22 protein-coding genes are annotated in these 20,364 nt (G+C 73.3%); 11 read left to right on the plus strand and 11 right to left on the minus strand.

The window, feature by feature from the left end:
• Positions 1–72: 72 nt before the first annotated feature.
• The 3 genes from ACSMXR_RS16440 to ACSMXR_RS16450 all read right to left on the minus strand — a co-directional run bounded on the left by ACSMXR_RS16440 (position 73) and on the right by ACSMXR_RS16450 (position 1,937).
• A complete protein-coding gene (locus ACSMXR_RS16440; RefSeq protein ID WP_473172200.1) occupies positions 73–813 on the minus strand; it encodes a hypothetical protein in 741 nt (246 codons plus the stop codon).
• 34 nt (positions 814–847) lie between these two features.
• A complete protein-coding gene (locus ACSMXR_RS16445; RefSeq protein ID WP_103510941.1) occupies positions 848–1,333 on the minus strand; it encodes a helix-turn-helix domain-containing protein in 486 nt (161 codons plus the stop codon).
• 127 nt (positions 1,334–1,460) lie between these two features.
• On the minus strand, positions 1,461–1,937 hold the full coding sequence (locus ACSMXR_RS16450) for a winged helix-turn-helix transcriptional regulator (RefSeq protein ID WP_218525866.1): 477 nt from the start codon (positions 1,935–1,937) through the stop codon (positions 1,461–1,463).
• Positions 1,938–2,028: 91 nt separating this feature from the next.
• On the opposite strand from ACSMXR_RS16450, the gene ACSMXR_RS16455 reads away from it, so the two are divergent.
• Positions 2,029–2,520, plus strand: coding sequence for a PaaI family thioesterase (locus ACSMXR_RS16455; protein WP_473172201.1), 492 nt, complete (start codon positions 2,029–2,031; stop codon positions 2,518–2,520).
• A 222-nt stretch (positions 2,521–2,742) separates the two neighbouring features.
• Here ACSMXR_RS16455 and ACSMXR_RS16460 read toward each other — a convergent pair whose 3' ends face one another.
• Positions 2,743–3,300, minus strand: coding sequence for a TetR/AcrR family transcriptional regulator (locus ACSMXR_RS16460; protein WP_381797225.1), 558 nt, complete (start codon positions 3,298–3,300; stop codon positions 2,743–2,745).
• 131 nt (positions 3,301–3,431) lie between these two features.
• On the opposite strand from ACSMXR_RS16460, the gene ACSMXR_RS16465 reads away from it, so the two are divergent.
• A complete protein-coding gene (locus ACSMXR_RS16465; RefSeq protein ID WP_473172202.1) occupies positions 3,432–4,118 on the plus strand; it encodes an SDR family oxidoreductase in 687 nt (228 codons plus the stop codon).
• 387 nt (positions 4,119–4,505) lie between these two features.
• On the opposite strand, the gene ACSMXR_RS16470 is transcribed toward ACSMXR_RS16465, so the two are convergent.
• A complete protein-coding gene (locus tag ACSMXR_RS16470) occupies positions 4,506–5,243 on the minus strand; it encodes a VOC family protein (RefSeq protein WP_381797229.1) in 738 nt (245 codons plus the stop codon).
• 145 nt (positions 5,244–5,388) lie between these two features.
• Between ACSMXR_RS16470 and ACSMXR_RS16475 the strand changes: the two genes are divergently transcribed.
• Positions 5,389–6,243: an alpha/beta fold hydrolase gene (locus tag ACSMXR_RS16475; protein ID WP_473172203.1), complete on the plus strand. Its 855-nt coding sequence runs from the start codon at positions 5,389–5,391 to the stop codon at positions 6,241–6,243.
• Between the two features lie 26 nt (positions 6,244–6,269).
• Here ACSMXR_RS16475 and ACSMXR_RS16480 read toward each other — a convergent pair whose 3' ends face one another.
• On the minus strand, positions 6,270–7,133 hold the full coding sequence (locus ACSMXR_RS16480) for an aldo/keto reductase (RefSeq protein ID WP_473172204.1): 864 nt from the start codon (positions 7,131–7,133) through the stop codon (positions 6,270–6,272).
• A 65-nt stretch (positions 7,134–7,198) separates the two neighbouring features.
• Complete coding sequence (locus ACSMXR_RS16485) at positions 7,199–8,092, minus strand: Rossmann-fold NAD(P)-binding domain-containing protein (protein WP_473172205.1); 894 nt, start codon at positions 8,090–8,092, stop codon at positions 7,199–7,201.
• 118 nt (positions 8,093–8,210) lie between these two features.
• Here ACSMXR_RS16485 and ACSMXR_RS16490 point away from each other — a divergent pair, with 118 nt between their 5' ends.
• The 6 genes from ACSMXR_RS16490 to ACSMXR_RS16515 all read left to right on the plus strand — a co-directional run bounded on the left by ACSMXR_RS16490 (position 8,211) and on the right by ACSMXR_RS16515 (position 14,298).
• A complete protein-coding gene (locus tag ACSMXR_RS16490) occupies positions 8,211–9,134 on the plus strand; it encodes a LysR family transcriptional regulator (protein WP_218525859.1) in 924 nt (307 codons plus the stop codon).
• A 51-nt stretch (positions 9,135–9,185) separates the two neighbouring features.
• On the plus strand, positions 9,186–9,674 hold the full coding sequence (locus tag ACSMXR_RS16495) for a MarR family winged helix-turn-helix transcriptional regulator (RefSeq protein ID WP_218525858.1): 489 nt from the start codon (positions 9,186–9,188) through the stop codon (positions 9,672–9,674).
• 165 nt (positions 9,675–9,839) lie between these two features.
• Positions 9,840–11,366 (plus strand): MFS transporter, encoded by a 1,527-nt coding sequence (locus tag ACSMXR_RS16500; protein WP_473172206.1) that lies wholly within the window; start codon positions 9,840–9,842, stop codon positions 11,364–11,366.
• Positions 11,367–11,480: 114 nt separating this feature from the next.
• Positions 11,481–12,539, plus strand: a complete 1,059-nt coding sequence (locus ACSMXR_RS16505; RefSeq protein WP_473172207.1) for a peptidoglycan-binding protein — start codon at positions 11,481–11,483, stop codon at positions 12,537–12,539.
• A 245-nt stretch (positions 12,540–12,784) separates the two neighbouring features.
• Positions 12,785–13,480 carry an HAD-IA family hydrolase gene (locus ACSMXR_RS16510; RefSeq protein ID WP_473172208.1) on the plus strand — a complete coding sequence of 232 codons (696 nt, stop codon included), beginning with the start codon at positions 12,785–12,787 and terminating at the stop codon, positions 13,478–13,480.
• 59 nt (positions 13,481–13,539) lie between these two features.
• Positions 13,540–14,298 (plus strand): phosphotransferase, encoded by a 759-nt coding sequence (locus ACSMXR_RS16515; protein ID WP_473172390.1) that lies wholly within the window; start codon positions 13,540–13,542, stop codon positions 14,296–14,298.
• 118 nt (positions 14,299–14,416) lie between these two features.
• Here the strand turns inward: ACSMXR_RS16515 and ACSMXR_RS16520 are convergent, their stop codons facing one another.
• Together ACSMXR_RS16520 and ACSMXR_RS16525 are read right to left on the minus strand one after the other, a co-directional pair.
• The gene (locus tag ACSMXR_RS16520) at positions 14,417–15,166 is read right to left on the minus strand and encodes a TetR family transcriptional regulator (protein WP_473172209.1); all 750 of its coding nucleotides are present in this window, start codon (positions 15,164–15,166) and stop codon (positions 14,417–14,419) included.
• Between the two features lie 19 nt (positions 15,167–15,185).
• Positions 15,186–15,989, minus strand: coding sequence for a TetR/AcrR family transcriptional regulator (locus ACSMXR_RS16525; protein WP_364887443.1), 804 nt, complete (start codon positions 15,987–15,989; stop codon positions 15,186–15,188).
• Between the two features lie 119 nt (positions 15,990–16,108).
• Here ACSMXR_RS16525 and ACSMXR_RS16530 point away from each other — a divergent pair, with 119 nt between their 5' ends.
• Both ACSMXR_RS16530 and ACSMXR_RS16535 read left to right on the plus strand, forming a co-directional pair.
• Complete coding sequence (locus ACSMXR_RS16530; protein ID WP_473172210.1) at positions 16,109–17,134, plus strand: ATP-binding cassette domain-containing protein; 1,026 nt, start codon at positions 16,109–16,111, stop codon at positions 17,132–17,134.
• Positions 17,127–17,963, plus strand: a complete 837-nt coding sequence (locus ACSMXR_RS16535; RefSeq protein ID WP_473172211.1) for an ABC transporter permease — start codon at positions 17,127–17,129, stop codon at positions 17,961–17,963. The genes ACSMXR_RS16530 and ACSMXR_RS16535 overlap by 8 nt, the downstream gene beginning before the upstream one ends.
• Positions 17,964–18,053: 90 nt before the next feature.
• Here the strand turns inward: ACSMXR_RS16535 and ACSMXR_RS16540 are convergent, their stop codons facing one another.
• Both ACSMXR_RS16540 and ACSMXR_RS16545 read right to left on the minus strand, forming a co-directional pair.
• The gene (locus tag ACSMXR_RS16540; RefSeq protein ID WP_473172212.1) at positions 18,054–19,310 is read right to left on the minus strand and encodes a GNAT family N-acetyltransferase; all 1,257 of its coding nucleotides are present in this window, start codon (positions 19,308–19,310) and stop codon (positions 18,054–18,056) included.
• A 24-nt stretch (positions 19,311–19,334) separates the two neighbouring features.
• Positions 19,335–20,321, minus strand: coding sequence for an asparaginase (locus ACSMXR_RS16545; protein WP_376184241.1), 987 nt, complete (start codon positions 20,319–20,321; stop codon positions 19,335–19,337).
• Positions 20,322–20,364 lie beyond the last annotated feature (43 nt).

A 20,364-nucleotide genomic window follows, 5' to 3' on the forward strand; every position in this document is an offset into this window, starting at 1 on the left:
ACCGGCCACCCGTAAAGGTGCCCGCCCCGCGTCCCGGTCACGCGTACCGCGTCGGGCAAGGACCCGTGAGGGTCACTTGCCGTCGGCCGGCGGGGTCTTCCTGGCCGCGGGCTTGCGCGGCGCGGGCGTCTTCTTGGCGGGCGCGGCCTTGGCCTCGGCGGACTTCACCGGGGCGGCGGGCGCGGCCTTCGTCGCGGCGGGCTTGACCGGAGCGACGGGCGCGGCCTTCGTGGCGGCGGGCGCGGCCTTCGTGGCGACGGGCGCGGCCTTCGTGGCGGCCGCGGGCTTGTCGGCGGGCGCGGCCTTGGGGCTCGCCTTCGGCTGGCTCTTCGCCTGGCTCTTCGCCTGGCTCTTCGGCTCGGCCTCGACGACGGCGGCGATCTCGACGATCTCCTCCGCGGTCTCCCCGCGCCAGGTCCGCACGGTCTGCTCGCCGTGCTCGGCGACCTTCTCGTACGTCTCCCGGGCCTTGATCGCGTACTCGGCGGCCACGCCCACACTGCGCAGCGCCAGGTCCTGAGCGCTCTCGCCCAGCTTCTTCAGGTCGGCGGCGTCGAACGAGCCGAACACCTCGGTGACCTTCGCCTGCACGGTGGCCTGGGCCTCCTTGGCCTGCGTGGTCACCTTCTCCTGCACGGCCTTGGGGTCGGTGTTGCGCACGGCGTCGATCCGCTCGGGCGCCTCGGCCCGCAGCTGCTCGATCAGCGCCGGGACCTTGCGCGCCTGCTGCACGGCCAGGTCGGCCGTACCGGCGGCGAAGTAGAGGGGCGTGGGGTCGGTGAGGGTCTTGCGCAGGTCATCGGTGATGGCCATGACTGTGGTCCTCCCGGATCATCAGGTCCAGCTGCTAGCTGTGAGGGTCTTGGTCTTTGGTGACGTCCGTACCGGCGTCGTCGCCGTTACGGGTCCCGGCATCGCCGTCCGCGTCGCTGTCGGTGTCCGCTTTCACACCATCGGCGGAGTCGGCGTCCGCGTCGGGCCCGGGCGCGAATCCGTTCTCGCGGCGGAAGGAGTCGTAGATCTGCAGCAGCACGTTCTTCTGCCGCTCGTTGATCGACGGATCGGCCAGAATGACCGCCCGCGTCTCCAGCTCCTCCCGCTCCCGCTCGTCGAGGATCCCCGCACGGACGTACAGGGTCTCGGCCGAGATCCGCAGCGCCTTGGCGACCTGCTGGAGCACGTCCGCGCTGGGCTTGCGCAGACCTCGCTCGATCTGGCTGAGATACGGGTTCGACACCCCGGTGGCATCGGCGAGCTGCCGCAGCGAGAGCTGCGCTGCACGGCGCTGCTCCCGCAGGTACTCACCGAGATTGCCGACGTTGAGTGATGCCATGACTCGATAGTGCAACACCCTTGCTAACTTTTGCAAGCACGTGCTTGCAAAAGTGTCGCGCGCCACGGTCGCCCTCTCGGTTGACCGAGCTCGGGCAGCGACGGCGCCCTCCGCGCGGCGGGTCGGGTCAGGGGTGCGCCGGCCGGCGTCGGGCGCCCGGCCCCAGTCGGGCGGTGACGTCCTCGGGGCCGAGGGCCGTGTGCTCCGCGGAACACTGGACGGCGACGCGGACCGGGGAGCCGCAGTCGGTGTGGCGTACGTCCAGGACGGGCCCTTCGGGGCCGAGGGCGTGCGCTTCGCCCCACTGGCTCAGCGCCATCAGAACGGGCCACAGGTCCCAGCCCTTGCGGGTCAGGCGGTACTCGTTGCGGGAGCGGCTGCCCGGCTCCCGGTAGGGGACGGTCTTCATGACGCCGGCCGCGATCAGCTTCCGGAGGCGGTCGCTGAGAACGGCTTCCGAGAGGCCGATATGGCGGTGGAAGTCGTCGAACCGGCGGACCCCGTTGACGGCGTCACGCAGGATCAACAAGGTCCATTTCTCCCCGACCACGTCGAGCGTGCGCTGGACCGGGCAGTTCTCCGTGCTCGCCTCAAGCCACTCCATCCCGCCATCGTAGGGCCCTGGCTTCGCCATTGACAGTCAGGTGGGGCCACAGCTAGCTTCACTTGCAAAAGCCAGAGGGAGGCGCTGGACCGTGGGGCGAACACGTACGTACAGCTGGGACGATCCCGCGATCCCGGCACAGGCCGCCGGATCCATGACCGGCCTCGCCTTCCTGCGAGAGGTGCAAGCCGGGCGGGTCGCCGCGGCGCCCATCGGCCACACCCTCGACTTCACCCTGGACGAGGTGGAGTCGGGCAGGGCGGTCTTCTCCCTGACCCCGGGCGAGGAGCACTACAACCCGATCGGCAGCATGCACGGGGGCGTGTTCGCCACCCTCCTCGACTCGGCGACGGGCTGCGCCGTCCAGTCCACGCTGCCCCGGGGGATGGCGTACACCTCACTCGATCTGACCGTGAAGTTCCTGCGGCCGGTCACCGTGGACACGGGCAGGGTGCGCGCCATCGGCACGGTGATCAACGGCGGCCGCCGGACCGCCCTCGCCGAGGCGCGGCTGGTCGACGCGGCGGACCGGCTGCTCGCCCACGCCACCAGCAGCTGCATGCTCTTCCCGGTGCCGGGCTGACCCGGTAGGCCGTGAGACATCGCCCGGAAGGTTGGGAAGATCCGGAAGGTTCGGAAGGCTCCCTGGTCCGCGCCGCGGGTGCGGACGGCATCCTCGTACGTTCCGGTCGCGCACCCCTTTGCCGCGTCGACGGACCGGGGACGTGGCGGCGTACCGGGTCATAGCCCCTGCTGCCTCGCCGACGGAGGTCGGCGCGGCGGCGGGAGGCAGTAGGGCGGCCGGTCAGCCAGCCGTCACGGCCCTGTGCGCGGCGGTGAGGATCTCCTCGGAGATCGGGGAGCCCGCAGTGGCCCGGGACAGGACGAGCGCACCGAACAGGGTGCAGAGGCGGGCGATGCCGTCCTGGTCGTCGGTGGCGAGGAAACCGGCGAAGTCGGCCACCCCCTCGGTGTAGACGCGACGGGCCTCCTGCCCCCCGCCTTCGCGCGCGATATCGGTGGCGAGCGCGGCAACCGGGCAGCCGTCCGCCGGGTCGTCGCGGTGCCCGACGGAGAGATAGGCGTCGATCAGGGCCCGCTGGGCGGCTTCGCGCTGCCCGTCGTAGCTTTCGAGACCGGCCGTACGGCGCTGGGCGAGTTCGGTGAAGGCGTGGGCGACGGCCTCGTCGACGAGCGCCTCCTTGGAGGCGAACTGCTTGTAGAAGGCGCCGTGGGTCAGCCCGGCCGCCTTCATCAGGTCGGCGACGCTCACCTGCGTGCCCTGCTCCCGGAACAGCCGCGAGGCGTTCTCCACCACCCTGCGGCGGTTCTCCTCCGCCTGCGCCTGCGATACGCGGCCCATGGCCACCTCCTCCGTGAACCCCATTTGGATGTCGACTGGCATCTATCGTAAACCGGTGTTTAGATTGGTTGCGTAATCTAATTCGTGCGGGTGGCCTGCGGCGCCCGCCAGCACCGGAAGCAGAGGCGGACATGGAGCTCAAGAACACGGTCGCGGTCGTCACCGGCGCCAATCGGGGGTTCGGGCGGCATCTGGCAGCCCAGCTCGTCGAGCGGGGCGCCAAGGTCTACGCGGCGGCCCGCCGCCCGGAGACGGTCGACCTGCCGGGCGTGACCCCGCTGCGGCTCGACGTCACGGACCAGGAGTCGATCCAGGAGGCCGCCCGCATCGCATCGGACGCGACACTCCTGATCAACAACGCGGGCGTATCCACCGGCGCGACGCTGGTCGGAGGCGACCTGGGCGAGGTGCGCCGGGAGATGGAGACCAACTTCTTCGGCCCGCTTCTCACGACCCGGGCCTTCGCCCCCGTCATCGAGGGCAACGGCGGCGGCGGCGTCCTCAACGTCCTGTCCGCCCTGTCCTGGTTCCACCCGGCAGGGCTCGGCTCCTACGCCGCCACCAAGGCCGCCGCCTGGGCACTGAGCGACGCGACCCGGGAGGAACTGGCCCCCCGCGGCATCGCCGTCTCCGCGCTGCACGTCGGCTACATGGACACCGACATGGCCGCGGCCGTACCCGCCGACCAGAAGGCCGACCCCGTCGAGGTCGCGGCTCACGCCCTGCGCGCCATCGAGGAGGGCCTGCCCGAGGTCCTCGCCGACGAGACCAGCCGGCTCGTCAAGGCGTCGCTGTCCGGCACACCGGCAGCGGCCTGAGCCGCACCCGCCACCCTGTCCGGCACACCGGCAGCGGCCCGAGCCACACCTCACCTCCCTGCCCGGCACACCGGCAGAAGGCTGAGCCGCACCCGCCTTCCGGCCCATCGCTCACGTCAAAGGACCAGGTCATCGCGGCGGAGGAACCAGATCTCATACGCAAGGTGATCCCCGCGGGCACTGGCCCCGCCGCGGGTCCCGGCATCGACAGGGTCACGGCGACCACCATCCGGTACACGCTGAAAGCCACCCTGACCCGCCGGGACCCGAAGCAGTTCCTCTTCTTCACCGGCACCGAGGGCGGTGAAGAACATTCACCGCTGGGGCCTCCAGACCCCGGCAGACCTGTCGCGCATTCGGACCGGGCCTCGCCCCGACCGGTCGGGTTCAGCGAGGCGCGAGGAGGCAGAACTCGTTGCCTTCCGGGTCGGCCAGGATCGTCCAGGAGATCGCGGACGCGTCGAAATCGGGGTCGGTGGCGCCCAGCGCGCGCAGTCGGGCCGCTTCCGCGGCCAGGTCGTCACCGGGGTAGGGGCGGACGTCGAGGTGGACGCGGTTCCACCCGCTCTTGGTGTCGGGGGTACGGACGAACTCCAGGTAGGGCCCGACGTCCTTGGCGGAGCGCAGGGTCGCGAGGTCGTCGGTGACCGCGTGCAGCGTCCAGTCCATCGCCTCGCCCCAGAACCGGGCCATCTCCCGCGGGTCGGCGCAGTCCACCACCACCGCGGCGATCGGCCCGGTGTCCCGGTAGACCGGGCGGGGCTCCAGAACGCAGAACTCGTTGCCCTCCGGGTCCGCCATGACCGTCCAGGGGACGTCGCCCTGCCCCACATCGGCGAGCGTCGCGCCGAGTCCCTTCAGACGCTCGACCAGCTCCGCCTGATGGGCCGCCGATGTGGTGGCCAGATCGAGGTGCACACGGTTCTTGGCCGTCTTGGGTTCCGGGCGGGCGATGAGGTCGATGCAGACGGCCGTCGGGTCGGGGTAGGTGAAGCCCACGGGTTCGAGGTTGGTCACGCCGGGGCCCTCGCTGTCGACACCCCAGCCCAGCACCTCCGCCCAGAACCTGCCGAGCGCGGAGTCGTCATGGGCCTTCATGTTGATCTGCACGAGTCGCGTTGCCATGGCGCAGATCCTAGAAGCCGCGCCGGCTGCTCGGGCCGATGGGGACCGGCGGTCGCGGTCGCGGTGGCGGTCAGCCCTCCCTGACCCGAGAACCTCGTCTCCCGGGCCTTGCCTTCGAAGATCATTCCGTTGGAGCCTGGGAAGCATGCCTACTCTTCCGACCTTCGTCCTCGTCCACGGAGCTTTCGCGAACTCGTTCTCCTTCGCGCCGCTCCAAGCCGAACTCGGCCTGCTCGGGCATCGTTCGGTCGCCGTCGACCTTCCGGGGCACGGGTTCGGGGCCACGTACCCCGCCGCCTACCAGACACCCCAGGATCTCGGTGCGCTGGCCGCGGAACCGGGGGCCATCAAGGGCGTCACCCTCGCGGACAACGTGGCGCACGTGATCGAGGTCCTGGAACGGGCCAGGCGGAACGGGCCCACCGTCCTCGTCGCCCACAGCCGGGGCGGCGTCACGGCCACCGCCGTCGCCAACGCCCGGCCGGACCTGATCGACCGGATCGTCTACGTCTCCGCCTGGTGCCCCGTCGATCTGGACGTGAACGACTACTACGCCCAGCCGGAGATGGCCGATGTCGACGCGGGAGCCCTGGCCCTCGCGCTCGTCGGGAATCCGGCCGAACTCGGGCTGCTGCGGGTCAACTTCCGTACGGCCGACCCGGCGGCGCTCGACGCGTTCAAGCACGCGTTCGCCGCCGACCTCACCGATGACGAGTTCCGGACCTTCCTCAACACCTTCCAGCCCGACGAGAACCTCGACGTCGGTACGTCGGCCGACCGGGCGCAGGCCGCGACCTGGGGCCGGGTGCCCCGGACCTATGTGCGCCTGGCCGCCGACACCAGCCTTCCGCCCGCCGTTCAGGACCGCATGATCCGCGAGGCCGACGCGCTCACGCCCGACAACCTCTTCGACGTCCGGACCCTCGAAGGCAGCCATCTGCGCTGGCTGGTCCACCCGAAGCCGGCCGCCGAGCTGCTCGCCGGACTCGCCGCGCTCTGACGCCCGTTCGGGGCGGCCGGCAGCCGTCAGAGGTGGAGGCCCGCCACCTCTGACGCCGACAGCGTGAGCCCCGCCGCCCCGGCGGAGTCGCGGACGGAGGCCGGCCGGCGGGCGCCCGGGATCGGGACCACGACCGGTGACTGGGCCAACTGCCAGGCCAGACAGACCTGTTGCGGGCTGACGCCCCGCGTACGGGCCAGGGCGTGGAACGGCGTGTCCGGTGCCGGTCCGGCCGCGTCCGGGTCGTCGACCGCGCTGCGCGAGATGCCGCCGAGCGGGCTCCACGGCAGGAACGCCAGGCCGAGTTCGGTGCACAGGCGGAGTGTGTCCCGGGTCGACAGGTGGGCCGGCGAGAAGCGGTTCTGCACCGAGACCAGGCGCGGGCCGAGGATCTCGTACGCCGTACGGATCTGCTCCCCGTCCACATTGGAGAGGCCGGCCGCCCGGATCGTACCGGCGTCCGCCAGCTCCCGCAGCGCGCCGACCGACTCGGCGAACGGAACGGCCGGGTCGGGCTTGTGCAGTTGGTAGAGCCCGATGGCCTCCACCCTGAGCCGGACCGCCGAGGCCTCGGCCGCGCGGCGCAGACGGCGCGGGTCGCCGTCCACCGTCCACGATCCGTCGCCGGGCCGGCCCCGGCCGCCCTTGGTCGCCACCAGCACCCCGTCCGCGCCGCTGCCGTACGCGGCCAGCGCCCGGGCGATCAGCCGTTCGTTATGGCCGAGTTCACCGGCGTACCACTGGTAGCAGTCGGCCGTGTCGATCAGCCGTACGCCGGCGTCGAGTGCGGCGTGGATCGTGGCGACCGCCTGCTCCTCGCTCGGGCGGCCCTCGACGGAGAGCGGCATCGCGCCGAGGCCGATGGACCCCACCGCTGTACCGCCGATCATGCGGGCGGCGGGAGGTGGAGAAGGCGGTGCAGTCGGAGGGGGCGGAGAAGGGGTTGATGAGGTCTTCATCGCGCCGTCGCCTCCTTGATCACGTACGGCAGCCAGTCGGCGACCGCCGAGAAGCCGAAGCCCAGGCGGGCCGCCCGGCCGGTGTCCATCGCATAGCAGCGGTCGAAGGAGAACGGCGAGAGGTCCGCGTCAGGACCGCCGGTCAGTCTCGGCTCCGCACCGGTCGCGCTGCCGATCGCCGCGCACAACTCCCGTACGTCCAAGGCCCCCTGGGACGCCGCGTTGACGGGTCCGGTGAACTCCGCTGCCGCCGCCCACGCCAGGAAGCGGGCGCTCTCCGGCTCGTGGACGAAGGACGCGGGCTGCGGCTCGGGGTGGACCACCACCGGCCGGCCCTGCTCGATCCGCCCGACGTAGTGCGCGAGCCGGCCGGTGAAGTCGTCGCCGCCGAGGACGTGTGCCGTCCGGACCGTGGCGACGTCGAACGGCCCCTCCTGTACGAGCAGCGCCTCCGCCTGGCGCTTGCCCTCGCCGTAGTGGTCCTCCAGGAACTGCGCGTCCGCCCACGGGAGTTCCAGGTCGTACGACCCGGCCGCCGGATCGACCGCCCCCTCCGGGAGGGGCGGTCCGCCCGGCCGGCCGAGCTCGGCGTAGACCTCGACCGTCGAGGTCAGCACATAGCGCCGGGTGCGTCCGGCGAAGACCCGGGCGGCGACGGCCGCCTGGACCGGTGTGTAGCAGACCTGGTCGATCACGACGTCGAAGCGCCGGCCGCCGAGCGCCGAGGTCAGCGCGGCGTCGTCGTCGCGGTCGGCGAGCAGATGGGTCACACCGGGCGGCGCGGGCGCCGACCCCCGGTTCACGACGGTCACCGCCGCCCCGGAGTCCCGCAGTTCCCCGATCAGCCGGCGCCCGAAGTGGCGGCTTCCTCCGATCACGCACACGTCCATGCCGCGCGCCCCTTCCCGTACGTCGTCGTGCGTTGCCCCGCTTCTTCGGCGTTCAGTCTGCTCAGCTCCGGTCAACGGCGGTAGTGTCGATCGAGGCACCACGTCATTAGGAGAACTGTTGATCGATGTTCAGCGGCTGGCCGTCCTGCGCGAGGTCGCCCGGCACGGCAGCTTCAACCGCGCGGCTCTCGCACTGCACTGCACGCCCTCGGCCGTCTCGCAGCAGATCGCCGCCCTGGAGCGCGGCCTCGGCGCCCCCGCCGTCGAACGTTCCACCCGGGGCGTCACCTTGACGGACGCGGGCCGCCTGCTGGTGGAGGCGGCCGACTCGATCGCCGCCGAACTCTCCGACACCCAGCGGCGCATCGACCGGCTGGCCGCCGAGCGGATCGCCCTCACCGTCGCCACGTTCGCCAGCGGCGGCCGCCGACTGCTGCCCTCGGCGCTCTCCGGATTCGTCGCCGACCACCCGGAGGTGGAGCTGACGATCCTGGAGGCGGAACCGGAGGAGAGCCTGCCCGGCGTCCGCGAGGGGCGCGCCGATCTCGCCCTCGCCTACCACTTCGACGGCCCGCCGCCCGCCCGGCCCGGCGACCGTTCCGGCCTGGACTGGACGCCCATCGGCGTGGACCCGCTGCGGGTCGTCCTGCCGCGCGACCACCCCGCCGCAGCGCGCTGCCTGGACCGTCCGGATCCGCCGCATCTGGCCGAACTCGCCGACCAGCGCTGGATCCTGGGCTGCCGCAAGTCGGCCGCCCAGCTCGCCGGCCACGCCGAACTGGCCGGCGTCGAGCTGCGGATCTCGTGCACGGCGACCGATTACGGCTTCGCGCAGTCGCTCGTCCGCGCCGGCGTCGGCATCGCGCTGATTCCCGAGATCGGCCTGACCCGGGACCCCGAGCTGATCGATTTTCCGCTGGCCGGGCCGAGCCCGCGCCGCCATCTGGGCCTGGCCCTCGCCCGCCGTCGCCGTGGCCCCGGCGCCCGCCTCGCCGAGGAGCTGGCGTCCCGGATCCTCGACGGGCCGCCGGGAGACCGCTAACCGTCCTTTTCCGGATGATCCACCACGGATCGAATGAGTACGCTGGATGCCATGACCGCCATGACGCCCACCCGTACCGCCCCCGACCTCTCCTTCCTCCTCGACCACACCAGCCACGTCCTGCGGACCCGGATGTCGGCGGCGCTGGGCGAGATCGGCCTGACCGCCCGCATGCACTGCGTCCTCGTCCACGCCCTGGAGGAGGAGCGCACCCAGATCCAGCTCGCCGAGATCGGCGACATGGACAAGACCACGATGGTCGTCACGGTCGACGCCCTGGAGAGTGCCGGACTCGCTGAGCGCCGGCCCTCCAGCCGGGACCGGCGCGCCCGGATCATCGCGGTCACCGAGAAGGGCGCCACCCTCGCGCAGCAGAGCCAGGCCATCGTCGACCGGGTCCACGACGAGGCCCTGGCGACCCTGGACACGGGCGACCGCACCGCCCTGCTCAAGGCGCTGAACGCGCTGGCCGCCGGGCATCTGGCCAATCCGGTGGAGAGCCCCCGTGCGGTACGCCGCGCACGCCAGACCGCGAAGTAGGAAGTAGAGGGAGCGGAGAAGGAAACGGAGAAGGAAGCGGAGAAGGGAACCGGACGGGGCGGGGGCGGGGGATCAGGAAGCCGGGCGGACCGTAAGAGATAGTCCGCAACAAAACCATCTGCTACGGTCACTCCTGTCGTCACCTCCATCGACAGGAGCGGACCCATGTCTGCCGACGCCCTGCCCTCCTCCACGCACCGCCCGCCGCAGCCGCCACAGCCGACACCCACACCCCGGAGCCGGGCGCTCGCCCTCGGCGTGATCGCCACGGGGATGCTGATGATCGTGCTCGACGGTTCGATCGTGACCGTCGCGATGCCCGCCATCCAGGACGACCTGGGGTTCACGCCCGCCGGGCTCAGCTGGGTGGTGAACGCCTACCTGATCGCCTTCGGCAGCCTGCTCCTGCTGGCCGGCCGGCTCGGCGACCTGATCGGCCGGCGGCCGATGTTCCTGGCCGGGACCGTGCTGTTCACCGCCGCCTCGCTGGTCGCGGGGGCCGCCGCCTCGCCCGCCGTACTGATCGCCGCCCGCTTCGCGCAGGGCCTCGGGAGCGCGATGAGCGCGGCGGTGGCCCTCGGCATCCTGGTCACGCTGTTCACCGAACCCGCCGAACGCGGCCGCGCCATCGCCGTGTTCTCCTTCACCGGCGCGGCCGGAGCCTCCATCGGCCAGGTCCTCGGCGGCGTCCTCACCGACGCCCTGAACTGGCACTGGATCTTCTTCATCAATCTGCCGATCGGCCTCGCCGTCCTCCTCGTCGCCCGGCGCGTCCTGCCCGCCGACCGGGGCCTCGGCCTCGCCGCCGGGGCCGACGCACTCGGGGCCCTGCTCGTCACCGCCGGTCTGATGCTCGGCATCTACACCGTGGTCGAGGTGGAGTCGTACGGGTGGCTCTCGGCGCACACGCTGGGCCGCGGCGGCCTCGCCCTCGTCCTGCTCGCCGCCTTCGCCGTACGGCAGGCCACCGCACGCACCCCGCTGATGCCCCTGCGGATCCTGCGCTCGCGCAAGGTGTCCGGCGCCAACCTCGTCCAGATGCTGATGGTGGCCGCGCTCTTCGCGTTCCAGGTCGTCATGGCGCTCTACCTGCAGAAGGTCCTCGGTTACGGGGCCGCCGCCACCGGCCTCGCCATGCTGCCGGCCGCCGTGGTCATCGGAGCCGTCTCGCTGGGCCTTTCGGCCCGGCTCGCCGCCCGGTTCGGCGAGCGGACCGTCCTGCTGACCGGGATCGGGCTGCTGATCACCGCCCTCGGGCTGCTCGCCAGGCTGCCGGTGCGCGCGGACTACGTCACCGATCTGCTGCCCGTGATGCTCCTCGCGGCCGGGTTCGGGCTCGCGCTCCCGGCGCTGACCTCGCTCGGCATGTCGGGCGCGGGCGACGACGACGCCGGGCTCGCCTCGGGCCTCTTCAACACGACCCAGCAGATCGGCATGGCCCTCGGCGTGGCCGTCCTGTCCACCCTGGCCGCCGGCCGGACCGAGGCGCTCGGCGCCGCCGGACTCTCCTCGGCCGAGGCCCTGACCGGGGGCTACCGGCTGGCGTTCACCGTCGGTGCGGGGCTCCTCGCGGCGGCCTTCGCCGTCGCGGCCCTGATGCTCCGTCCGGGGCGCACCGGCGGAGCATCCGAGGGACCGACGCCGACCATCGGGACGGATGTTGGGCCCCGGCGTGGGCCCGTGGGCCCCTGACAGGACGGCCGGCCGACCCTACCGTCTATGCGGGTAGATCCTCGCACCCCCGCTCGTGCCCCGTTCGCCCCACGCGCCCTGCCGCCGCCGCCCGACCGCTTCGAGGGAGACCTGATGTGCCGATCCTGCGCAACCGCCGCCGCACCGGCCGATACGTCCGTGGACGCTTCCCTGGACGCTTCCGTGGACGCTGAGGCTCCGGTCCCCGGGGTGTCCCGGCGGGGGCTGCTGGCCGGCCTGGGCCTGGGCGCGCTCGCCGTGAACCTGAGCCTGTCGGCCGGAGCGTCCACGGCGGTGGCGGCGGAAGCGGAAGCGGCGGCCTCGGCCGCGGCGGAAGCAGCGGCAGCGGCGGCCGCGAAGAACGGGGCGTGGGCCAATCCCGCCCTGGGCCGGTTCCCGTCCGGCGGCCACTACGGCGCACCCAGAGGCGGCGCGTCCCACGCCGGCCAGGACGTCAGCAACTCCACGGGCACCGCCGTCCACGCGGCCGCCGCCGGCACGGTCGTCCGCCGGTCGTGGGGCGGGGGCCTGCCCGGCCGGACCGGTAACGCCCTGGTGATCGCGCACGGCGGCAACCAGTACACGTACTACGGGCACCTCAACGCCTACCGGGTCGCCCTCAACGCCACGGTCAGCGCCGGACAGCGGATCGCCGACATGGGGGCGACCGGCAATGTGACCGGGCCGCACCTCCACTTCGAGACGCACACCGGAAGCCTCGGCAGCACGGTGAACCCGGTCGGCTTCCTGGCCGCCCGGGGTGTGGACCTGTCCGGCGGCTGGTCGAGGATCGACCCCGGCGCGAGCGGCGCGACGGTCGTCGTGATCCAGCGCCTGATGACCCGGCGCGGCCACGCGCTGGTCGCCGACGGGCAGTACGGTTCCGTGTCGGTCGCCGCCGTCAAGCGGTTCCAGAGCTCCAAGGGCCTGGTGGCCGACGGCCAGGTCGGCCCGGCCACCTGGCCCGTGCTCGTGTACACGCTGCGGCAGGGCAGCAGCGGCGACCACGTCCGGGCCCTGCAGACCGCGCTGAACAAGCGCAGCGCCGGGCTGACCGTCGACGGCGGGTTCGGTTCCGTCACCACGAGCGCCGTCCGCGCCTACCAGAGCGCCAACCGCCTGGTGGCCGACGGCGAGGCGGGCCCGGTGACCTGGCGGGCGCTGACCGGCTGACCCGCCGCCGAGTGTGGGGCACACGGTGACGCGTGCTGTCCCGCGGGCCGCCCGGCAGGGCGGTCGTGGTCGGCCATGAACGGTCCGGCGGCCGGTTATGGTCGACCACACAGACCACTGCACCAACACACGCCACCGCGCCACCACTTCACCGACTCACTTCCCCACCACCTCACTTCCCCACCGCGCCATCGCGCCACCGCTTCACCGCGCCACCGCGCCGAAGGCCACGCAGGAGAACCGGCATGAGCACGCGACCCGCCCCCGCCTCCGTACCCGCTCCGGCCTCCGCGCCGGACGCCGTCGCCCCCGCCTTCGACGCCGTGCTCTGCGACCTCGACAACGTCGTCCGCTTCTACGACACCGCCCCGCTCGCCGCCCTGGAACGGGCCGCCGGACTGCCGGAGGGCGCGACGACCGAGGTCGCCTACGCGCCCGAGGTCGATCTCCCGCTGCTCCTGGGCCGGATCACCCCGGCCGCCTGGGTGGAGGCCATCGCCGCGGGGCTCACGGAGCGGGTGGGCGCGGACCGGGCCCGCGAACTGGGCCGGGCCCTCGCGGACGCGCCCTTCCGGGCCGACGAGGAGGTGGTGGCGCTGCTGCGGCGGGCCAGGACCCACGTCCCGCTGGTGCTCGTCACCAACGCCACCCTTCAACTGGACGACGACCTGGCCCTGTTGGGCCTGACCGACCTGGCCGACGCGGTCGTGAGCAGCGCGGTGGAACAGGTGGCCAAGCCCGACCCGGCCATCTACCGCATCGCGGCCGGGCGGGCGGGCGTGCCGGCGGCGCGGTGTCTGTTCGTGGACGACCGGCGGGAGAACGTCGACGCGGCCGTCGCCCTCGGCATGACCGGCGTCCTCTACCGCGAACCGGCCGACCTGCGCACCGCGTTGGGGCCGTACGCGGAGCGGGCTCCGCACCCCCGCCCGGAGCGGTGACCCCGCGGACCGGGAGCGGTGACCCCGTGGACCGCGAGCCGGAAGTGCTGTCCGGCGGGATGGCCAACGCCGGAGCCGTCCTCCGCCGCGGTGACGCCGTCGAACGTCCCGCCCCACCGCACGTGGCCGTCCTGCACGCCCACCTCCGGGCGCTGCGCGGGCAGGGTTTCGACGGTGTGCCCGTGCCCCTGGGACTCTCCGCCTCCGGTCTCCGCGAGCGGCTCTCGTACCTGCCCGGCGAGGTCGCCGTCGCCCCGTACCCGGCCTGGACCTGGACGGACGAGGCCCTGCGCTCCGTGGGGGCGCTGCTCCGGCGGATGCACGACGCGGCGGCGGCCGTACCGTTCGACCGCGCTGCGGGCTGGCCCGCCGACCTGGCCGACCCGCAGGGGGCGACGGTTCCCGGCGCGGTGATCTGCCACAACGACGGGTGCCTGGAGAACGTGGTGTTCCGGGGCGGTGGCGCGGCCGCCCTCATCGACTTCGACCTGGCCGCGCCGGGCCGCCCGGTGTGGGACGTGGCCATGGCGGCGCGTTACTGGGCGCCGATGCGGGGGCGTGCCGGTCTCGACCCGGCGCACCGGCTGCGGGTGCTGGCCGGCGGCTACGGGCTGGGGCGCGCGGACCGGGCCGCCCTGCCCAAGGTGATCGAGCAGGCCACCGCCGTGTGCCGGGCGTTCGTCGAGTCGCGGGTGGCGCGGGGGGACGCGGCGTACGTGGCGGCGTACGAGGAGAGCGGCCGGGCGGCGTGGGACCGGCACCAGAGCCGGCTGGCGGACCGTCGCCACGAGCTGACCGCCGCCCTGCTCGCCGACTGACCAGCGCCCTGGCGCGGCCACGCGACCTCAACCCCGCAGCGCTCAGCCGCGCGGCTCGGCCGAACGGCCCTCGACCCCGCAGCCCCTCAGCCCCTCGACCCCGTAGCCCCTCAGCCCCTCAGCCGCGCGGCCTCGACTCCAGGCCCGTCCGCAGCTGGACGAACGCGTCCTCGGCCGCCTGCACCGCGCCCGCGTAGACCCGGTCCGCGCTCTCCCCCGCGTCGATCCGCCGCCAGTTGTCCAGGGCCAGGATGCGCAGGACGGCGACGATCTGCCCGGCCGCGAGCCGTTCGGACACCCCGCCGCCCAGCGCCCGGGCGAGCGCCGCCTCGGAGCGGCCCTGGTAGGCGTACATCCGGGCCACCAGCGACGGCGTCCCGTACAACAGGCGGAGGAACGCCAGCACTTCGGGTACGTCGCACAGGCCGGTCACCGGGTCGCGCCGGTCGAGGCCGTCGAGAAAGTGCCGGCGCAGGGCGTCCAGCGGGCTGTCGCCGGAGGGGCGTCCGGCGACCACCCGGGCGGGCTCGTCCTCGTGGTCGGCGAACCGGTGCAGCACCAGGTCCTCCTTGGCGGGGAAGTACCGGAACAGCGTCGGCTTGGAGATGTCCGCCGCGGCCGCCACCTCCGCCACGGACACCTTGTCGAAGCCGCGCTCCAGGAACATCGCGATGGCGGCGTCGGAAACCGCCTGGTACGTCAGCTGCTTCTTGCGCTCCCGCAGACCGAGCGGCGCGGAGGGCCGCTGCCGCACGTGGCCGGACCCGCGGGCGGACCCGCTTCCGGGCGTGTTCCCGGGTCCGCCTCCGGGCTGGTTCCCCGGTCCGTCCACGGGTTCGTTCCCGGCGTTCTCTCCGCTCATGACCATGAAGCGTACGCCCTTGATCTCAAGCGGACTTGACGTCGCCGCCCGGGGCCCGGGAGCTCTCGGCCGTCCTGCGGACCAGCGCCTCCACCCCGTCCAGCAGGCGTTCCATGCCGAAGGTGAACTCGTAGTCCGCCTCGTCCGGCTCGCTCATCACCCCGGTCTCCAGCTGCCGGGTGATCCCGGGGTGCCGCTCGGGGTCGACGAGCCGTTTGAGGGTGCGCTCGTAGGAGGCCATCAGCTCCTCGGGCGTGATCCCGCGCGTGGCGACGGCGGCCGCCAGGTCGCTCATCATCAGTGCCTCGCTGCGGACGAAGTTGGAGATCAGCAGGATCACCGAGGTCTTGTCGCCCTCGGCGAGACCGGTGCCTCCCAGCGCCTGGAGCCCCTGCTCCCACCACGCGATCGAGTTCGGCGTCGCGGGCGGGCCGCCGATGGGGATCCGCAGCGCCCAGAGGTTCGCGCGGTAGCGGTCGCGCTGCGCCGACGCCCATTCGGTGAGCGCCGCCCGCCAGCCCGCGCCGGCCTCCAGGGCGGTCAGGGGCTCCGGCGGGCCGACGGCCGCCTCCTGCATCAGGACGTACAGCTCGTCCTTGGCGGAGACGTACCGGTACAGGGACATCGTGGACGCGCCGAGCTCCTGGGCGACCCGGCCCATCGACACGGCCCCGAGCCCGTCGGCCGCCGCGACGCCCACCGCCGCGGCCACGATCCGCTCCAGGCTCAGACCGGGCTTCGGGCCCTTGGCCGGGCGGTCCCGCAGCCCCCAGGCCGCCTCCAGGCTGGCCGGCAGGTCGCCGCCGTCCGAGCCGCTCTTCTCCGTCACCGCATCCCCTTCGCCCGGCGTCCCGCGCCCCCGTACGCCTTGACCCCATCCTAGGGATGCGTAATGCTTACGCAATAACGCGTATGCCATACGCAGAAGAATGCGGAAGAGGTCCCGACATGACCGACCCGATCAGCACCACCGAAGCCCCCACCATCGAAGCCCCCACCATCGAGGCGTACGGCCTCACCAAGTCCTACGGAAAGCCCGCCGTCCGGGTCCTCGACGGCATCGACCTCCAGGTCGGGCGCGGCACCGTCTTCGCCCTGCTCGGGCCGAACGGGGCCGGCAAGACCACCACCGTCCGGATCCTCGCGACGCTGACCGAGGCCGACTCCGGCACCGCCCGTGTCGCGGGGTACGACGTCGTCGCCGACCGGAGCGCGGTGCGCCGCTCCATCAGCCTCACCGGCCAGTTCGCCGCCGTGGACGAGACCCAGACCGGCGAGGAGAACCTGCGGATGATGGCCCGGCTCACCGGGCAGTCCCGGACAGCCGCCCGGCGCCGGGCGGCGGAGCTGCTGGAGCGCTTCGACCTCACCGCGGCGGCCCGCCGCCCCGTCCGTACGTACTCCGGAGGCATGCGCCGCCGCCTCGACCTGGCCGCCGGGCTGGTGGGCTCACCGGAGCCCGGGGTCTTCTTCCTGGACGAGCCGACCACCGGCCTCGACCCGCGCAGCCGCCAGGAGCTCTGGGAGGTCGTCCGGGGGCTGGCCGCGCGCGGGGCGACCGTCCTGCTCACCACCCAGTACCTGGAGGAGGCCGACCGCCTCGCCGACCGGATCGCCCTGCTGAACCGGGGCCGGATCGCCGCCGAGGGCACCGCCGCCGAGCTCAAGTCCCGGGTCGGCGGACACCGCCTCGATCTGGTCCTCACCAGCCGCGAGGCCTATCTCCACCTGGCCGCCCGGGCCGTCCACCACTCCCCCGAGACCCTCACGCTCGGCCTCCCCACCGACGGCTCGGCGGCCCAGGTGCGCGCCCTGCTCGACGAGATCGACCCGACCGGCAGCGCGATCGAGAGCTTCGGCCTGCACAGCGCGACCCTCGACGACGTCTTCCTGACCCTGACCTCGAACACGCCCACGACCCCGAACGCGCCCTCGAACGCGCCCACGACCCCGGAGGCATCCAGCCGTGTCTGACACCGCCGTTCAGCAGAGAGGCCCCGCCCGGCACCCGGACGCGGCCGTGCCGGAGCCCGGCCGCGGGCCCGGCCCGCTCACCCACACCGTCGTCATGGCCGCCCGCGCCCTGCGCATCAGCAGCCGCAACATCGACGCGCTGATCACGTCCCTGGCCCTGCCGATCATGCTGATGCTGATCTTCGTCTACTTCTTCGGCGGCGCGATCGACACCGGCACGGACTACGACTCGTACGTCATGTACGTCGTCCCGGGCGTCCTGCTCCTGTCCGCCGGGTTCGGCGCCGCGACCACCGCCACCGCCGTCAGCGAGGACATGAAGGGCGGCATCATCGACCGCTTCCGCTCCCTGGACGTGGGCGGTACGCCGGTGCTCGCCGGGCATGTGGCGGCCAGCACCGTCCGCAATCTCTGCGCCACCACCCTGGTCTTCGGCGTCGCGCTGCTGATCGGCTTCCGCCCGGCCGCCACCTGGAGCGGCTGGCTCCTGGTGGCCGTCGTGCTGGTGGCCTACATCGTGGCCCTGTCCTGGATCTCGGCGGCGATCGGCCTGCTGGCCCGGACCCCGGAGGCGGCGAGCGGCTTCACGTTCTTCATGTCGTTCCTGCCCTACCCGAGCAGCGCGTTCGTCCCGACCGAGAACATGCCGGACTGGCTGCACGGCTTCGCCGACCACCAGCCGATCACCCCGGCCATCGAGTCGCTGCGCGGGCTGCTGCACGGCCAGGACGTGGGCAGCACCCCCTGGATCGCGCTCGCCTGGGCGGCCGGAATGCTCGTCGTGGCGATCAGCGCGTCCGGGACGCTGTTCCGGATCCGGACGCGCTGACCCGCCGAACGGATCAGCACACGCCGAACAGCTCAGCACACGTCCGAACGGCTCAGCACCCGCCGAACGGATCAGCACACGCCGAACAGCTCAGAACACATCCGGGCACCACGGCCGCCGGCCCGCACGGAACACCGCGTCCGCCGTCGTCGCCGCACCCGCCCGCAGCTCCTCGGCCCGGCCCAGGTCCACCAGCCGCCGCACGGACTCGTCGCCCAGATACAGCGTGGACAACTCCCCCACCCCCAGGGCCAGATCGGCGCTCCGGGTGGTCGGGGTGCAGCGCGCGCCGGAGGGCGAGGCGTCCAGCAGGAAGCGGCCGCCCGCCAGGCCCGCCTCGTCCCGCACCTCCAGGACGAGCGACGCCTCGGTGCCGTAGGTCCGGGCCTCCAGGGCACGCGGCACGTCCAGCATCCGCAGCCACAGCCAGTCCGTGGTGGTGACGATCCGGGCCGCGCGCGGGTCGGGGAGCAGCAGCGGGAGCAGGTCGTCGGGTGCGCGGTAGCCCGAGCGGACGGTGGTGATCCAGTCGACCGAGCAGAGGTAGTGCCACAGGGCCCGCTCCGCCGCCGGGTTCGCCGCGATCAGGTCCCGTACGGAGGCGGTGTTCAGCGGCTGCTTGGAGTCGCCCCACTTGTCGTCCACGCCGTACACCAGCAGGCCGTCGACCGTGCCGTCGGCGGCGCGGTGCACCACGTAGAACGGCTCGGTCCAGGTCTCGTGCGCCGCGCGGGGCGCGACGCCCGTACGGGTCCGCCACCACCGCTCGCCACGGCCGACGACGCCGGGCTGCCGGGCCGCCAGCGCCGCGTGCACCTCGGGGCCGGTCTTGCGGATCTCCGCGCCGTCGACCATCTCGACCCGGCCGCCGCCCGCCGGCTGCCCGGAGCGGCGCGGGTCGAGCCCGGCGCGGGGCACGGAGACCTCCCACTCGGCGGCCCAGGCGGCGGGGCCGAAGCCGTACCGCCCGTAGATCGGGTACTCCGCGGCGATCAGCGAGGCGACCGCCTCGCCGCGCTCCTTGGCCGCCGCCAGGTCCGTCGCCATCATCCGGCTGAGCAGCCCGCGCCGGCGGTGCGTGGACGTCACCGTCACCCCGGTGATCGCGTCGGCCGTCACGGTGGCCCCGCCGACCACGGTCAACTGCTGGGCGAAGGAGCGGAACGTCGCCACACAGCGGCCGGCGTCGAAAACGCCCTGCATCCGGGAGAGGTCCGTATCGCCGAACCGGTCGGCGACCAGCTCCTCGCCCGGTTTCTCGGCGGCGGGGGTCAGAAAGCCGGTGCCCACCGCCTTCATCCAGTCGGCGATCTCGGAAGGGGTGACGGGGCGGACATCGAGGCTCATCGTCCCACGCTAGGCAGGCGCGCCTCAGAATGTCGCGCGAATTTCCCCGACCTCCGCCGCCCCGCCGAGCAGCGGCGAACGCCCGATCCGGGCGACCACCGGGGCGTCCACGTCCAGCAGTTCCAGGGCCCGGGCCAGCACCGGGCCGAGCGCCCGGGTGGCGCCGTCGTCGATCTTGAAGGCGAGGGCCCGGCCGTCGGCCAGGGCCACCGCCTGGACCGCCTCGGCGCCCATCTTGGAGAGCGTCCCCGGCACCTCGCTCATCAGCCAGGTGTCCGGCCGCCGGGTGCCCGCGACGTACTCCGGGTGGGCGCGCATCGCGTCCGCGACCCGGCGTTCTGCGCTGCCGGGCTCCGCCAGCACGAAGGACCGGAAGGCGCGGGCCAGGCCGGTCAGCCCGATCGCCATCAGCGGGGCCCCGCAGCCGTCCGTGCCGACCGCCGCGACGGGCTCGCCCGCCGCCTCGGCGACGACCTGGCCCACGAGCTGCTGGAGCGGGTGGGCGGGGTCGAGGTAGGTCGCGGTGTCCCAGCCGTTGCGGACGCAGACGGCGAGCATGGCCGCGTGCTTGCCGGAGCAGTTCATCGTGATCCGCTCGCGTACGTGGCCGCCCGCGAGGTAGGCCTCCGCCTCCACCGGGTCCAGCGGCAGGTCCGGCGGGGTCTGCAGGTCGGCGGTGGTCAGCCCGTGCTCGGCGAGCATCTTCCGTACGAGGTCGAGGTGGAAGGGCTCCCCGGAGTGGCTCGCGGCGGCCAGTGCGAGCCGTTCGCCCGACAGGTCGAGACCGGCCCGCAGGATCGCGGCGGCCTGCATCGGCTTGTTGGAGGACCGGGGGAAGACCGGCGCCGTCGGATCGCCGATCGCCCGCTCCACGCTTCCGTCGGCGGCCAGCAGGACCAGCGACCCCCGGTGGTGGCCCTCCGTGAACCCGGAGCGCACGACCTCGGCCAGGACGGGCGGGGCGGGGGCCGGGGCGGTGGATATGGCGGACGGGGCGTCGGTCGACGTCATGGTGGCCTTCCGGGGACGGGGGTGCGGGACCCGCGCCCGGAAG

The sequence above is a fragment of the Streptomyces sp. DSM 106670 genome (genome assembly GCF_055792845.1).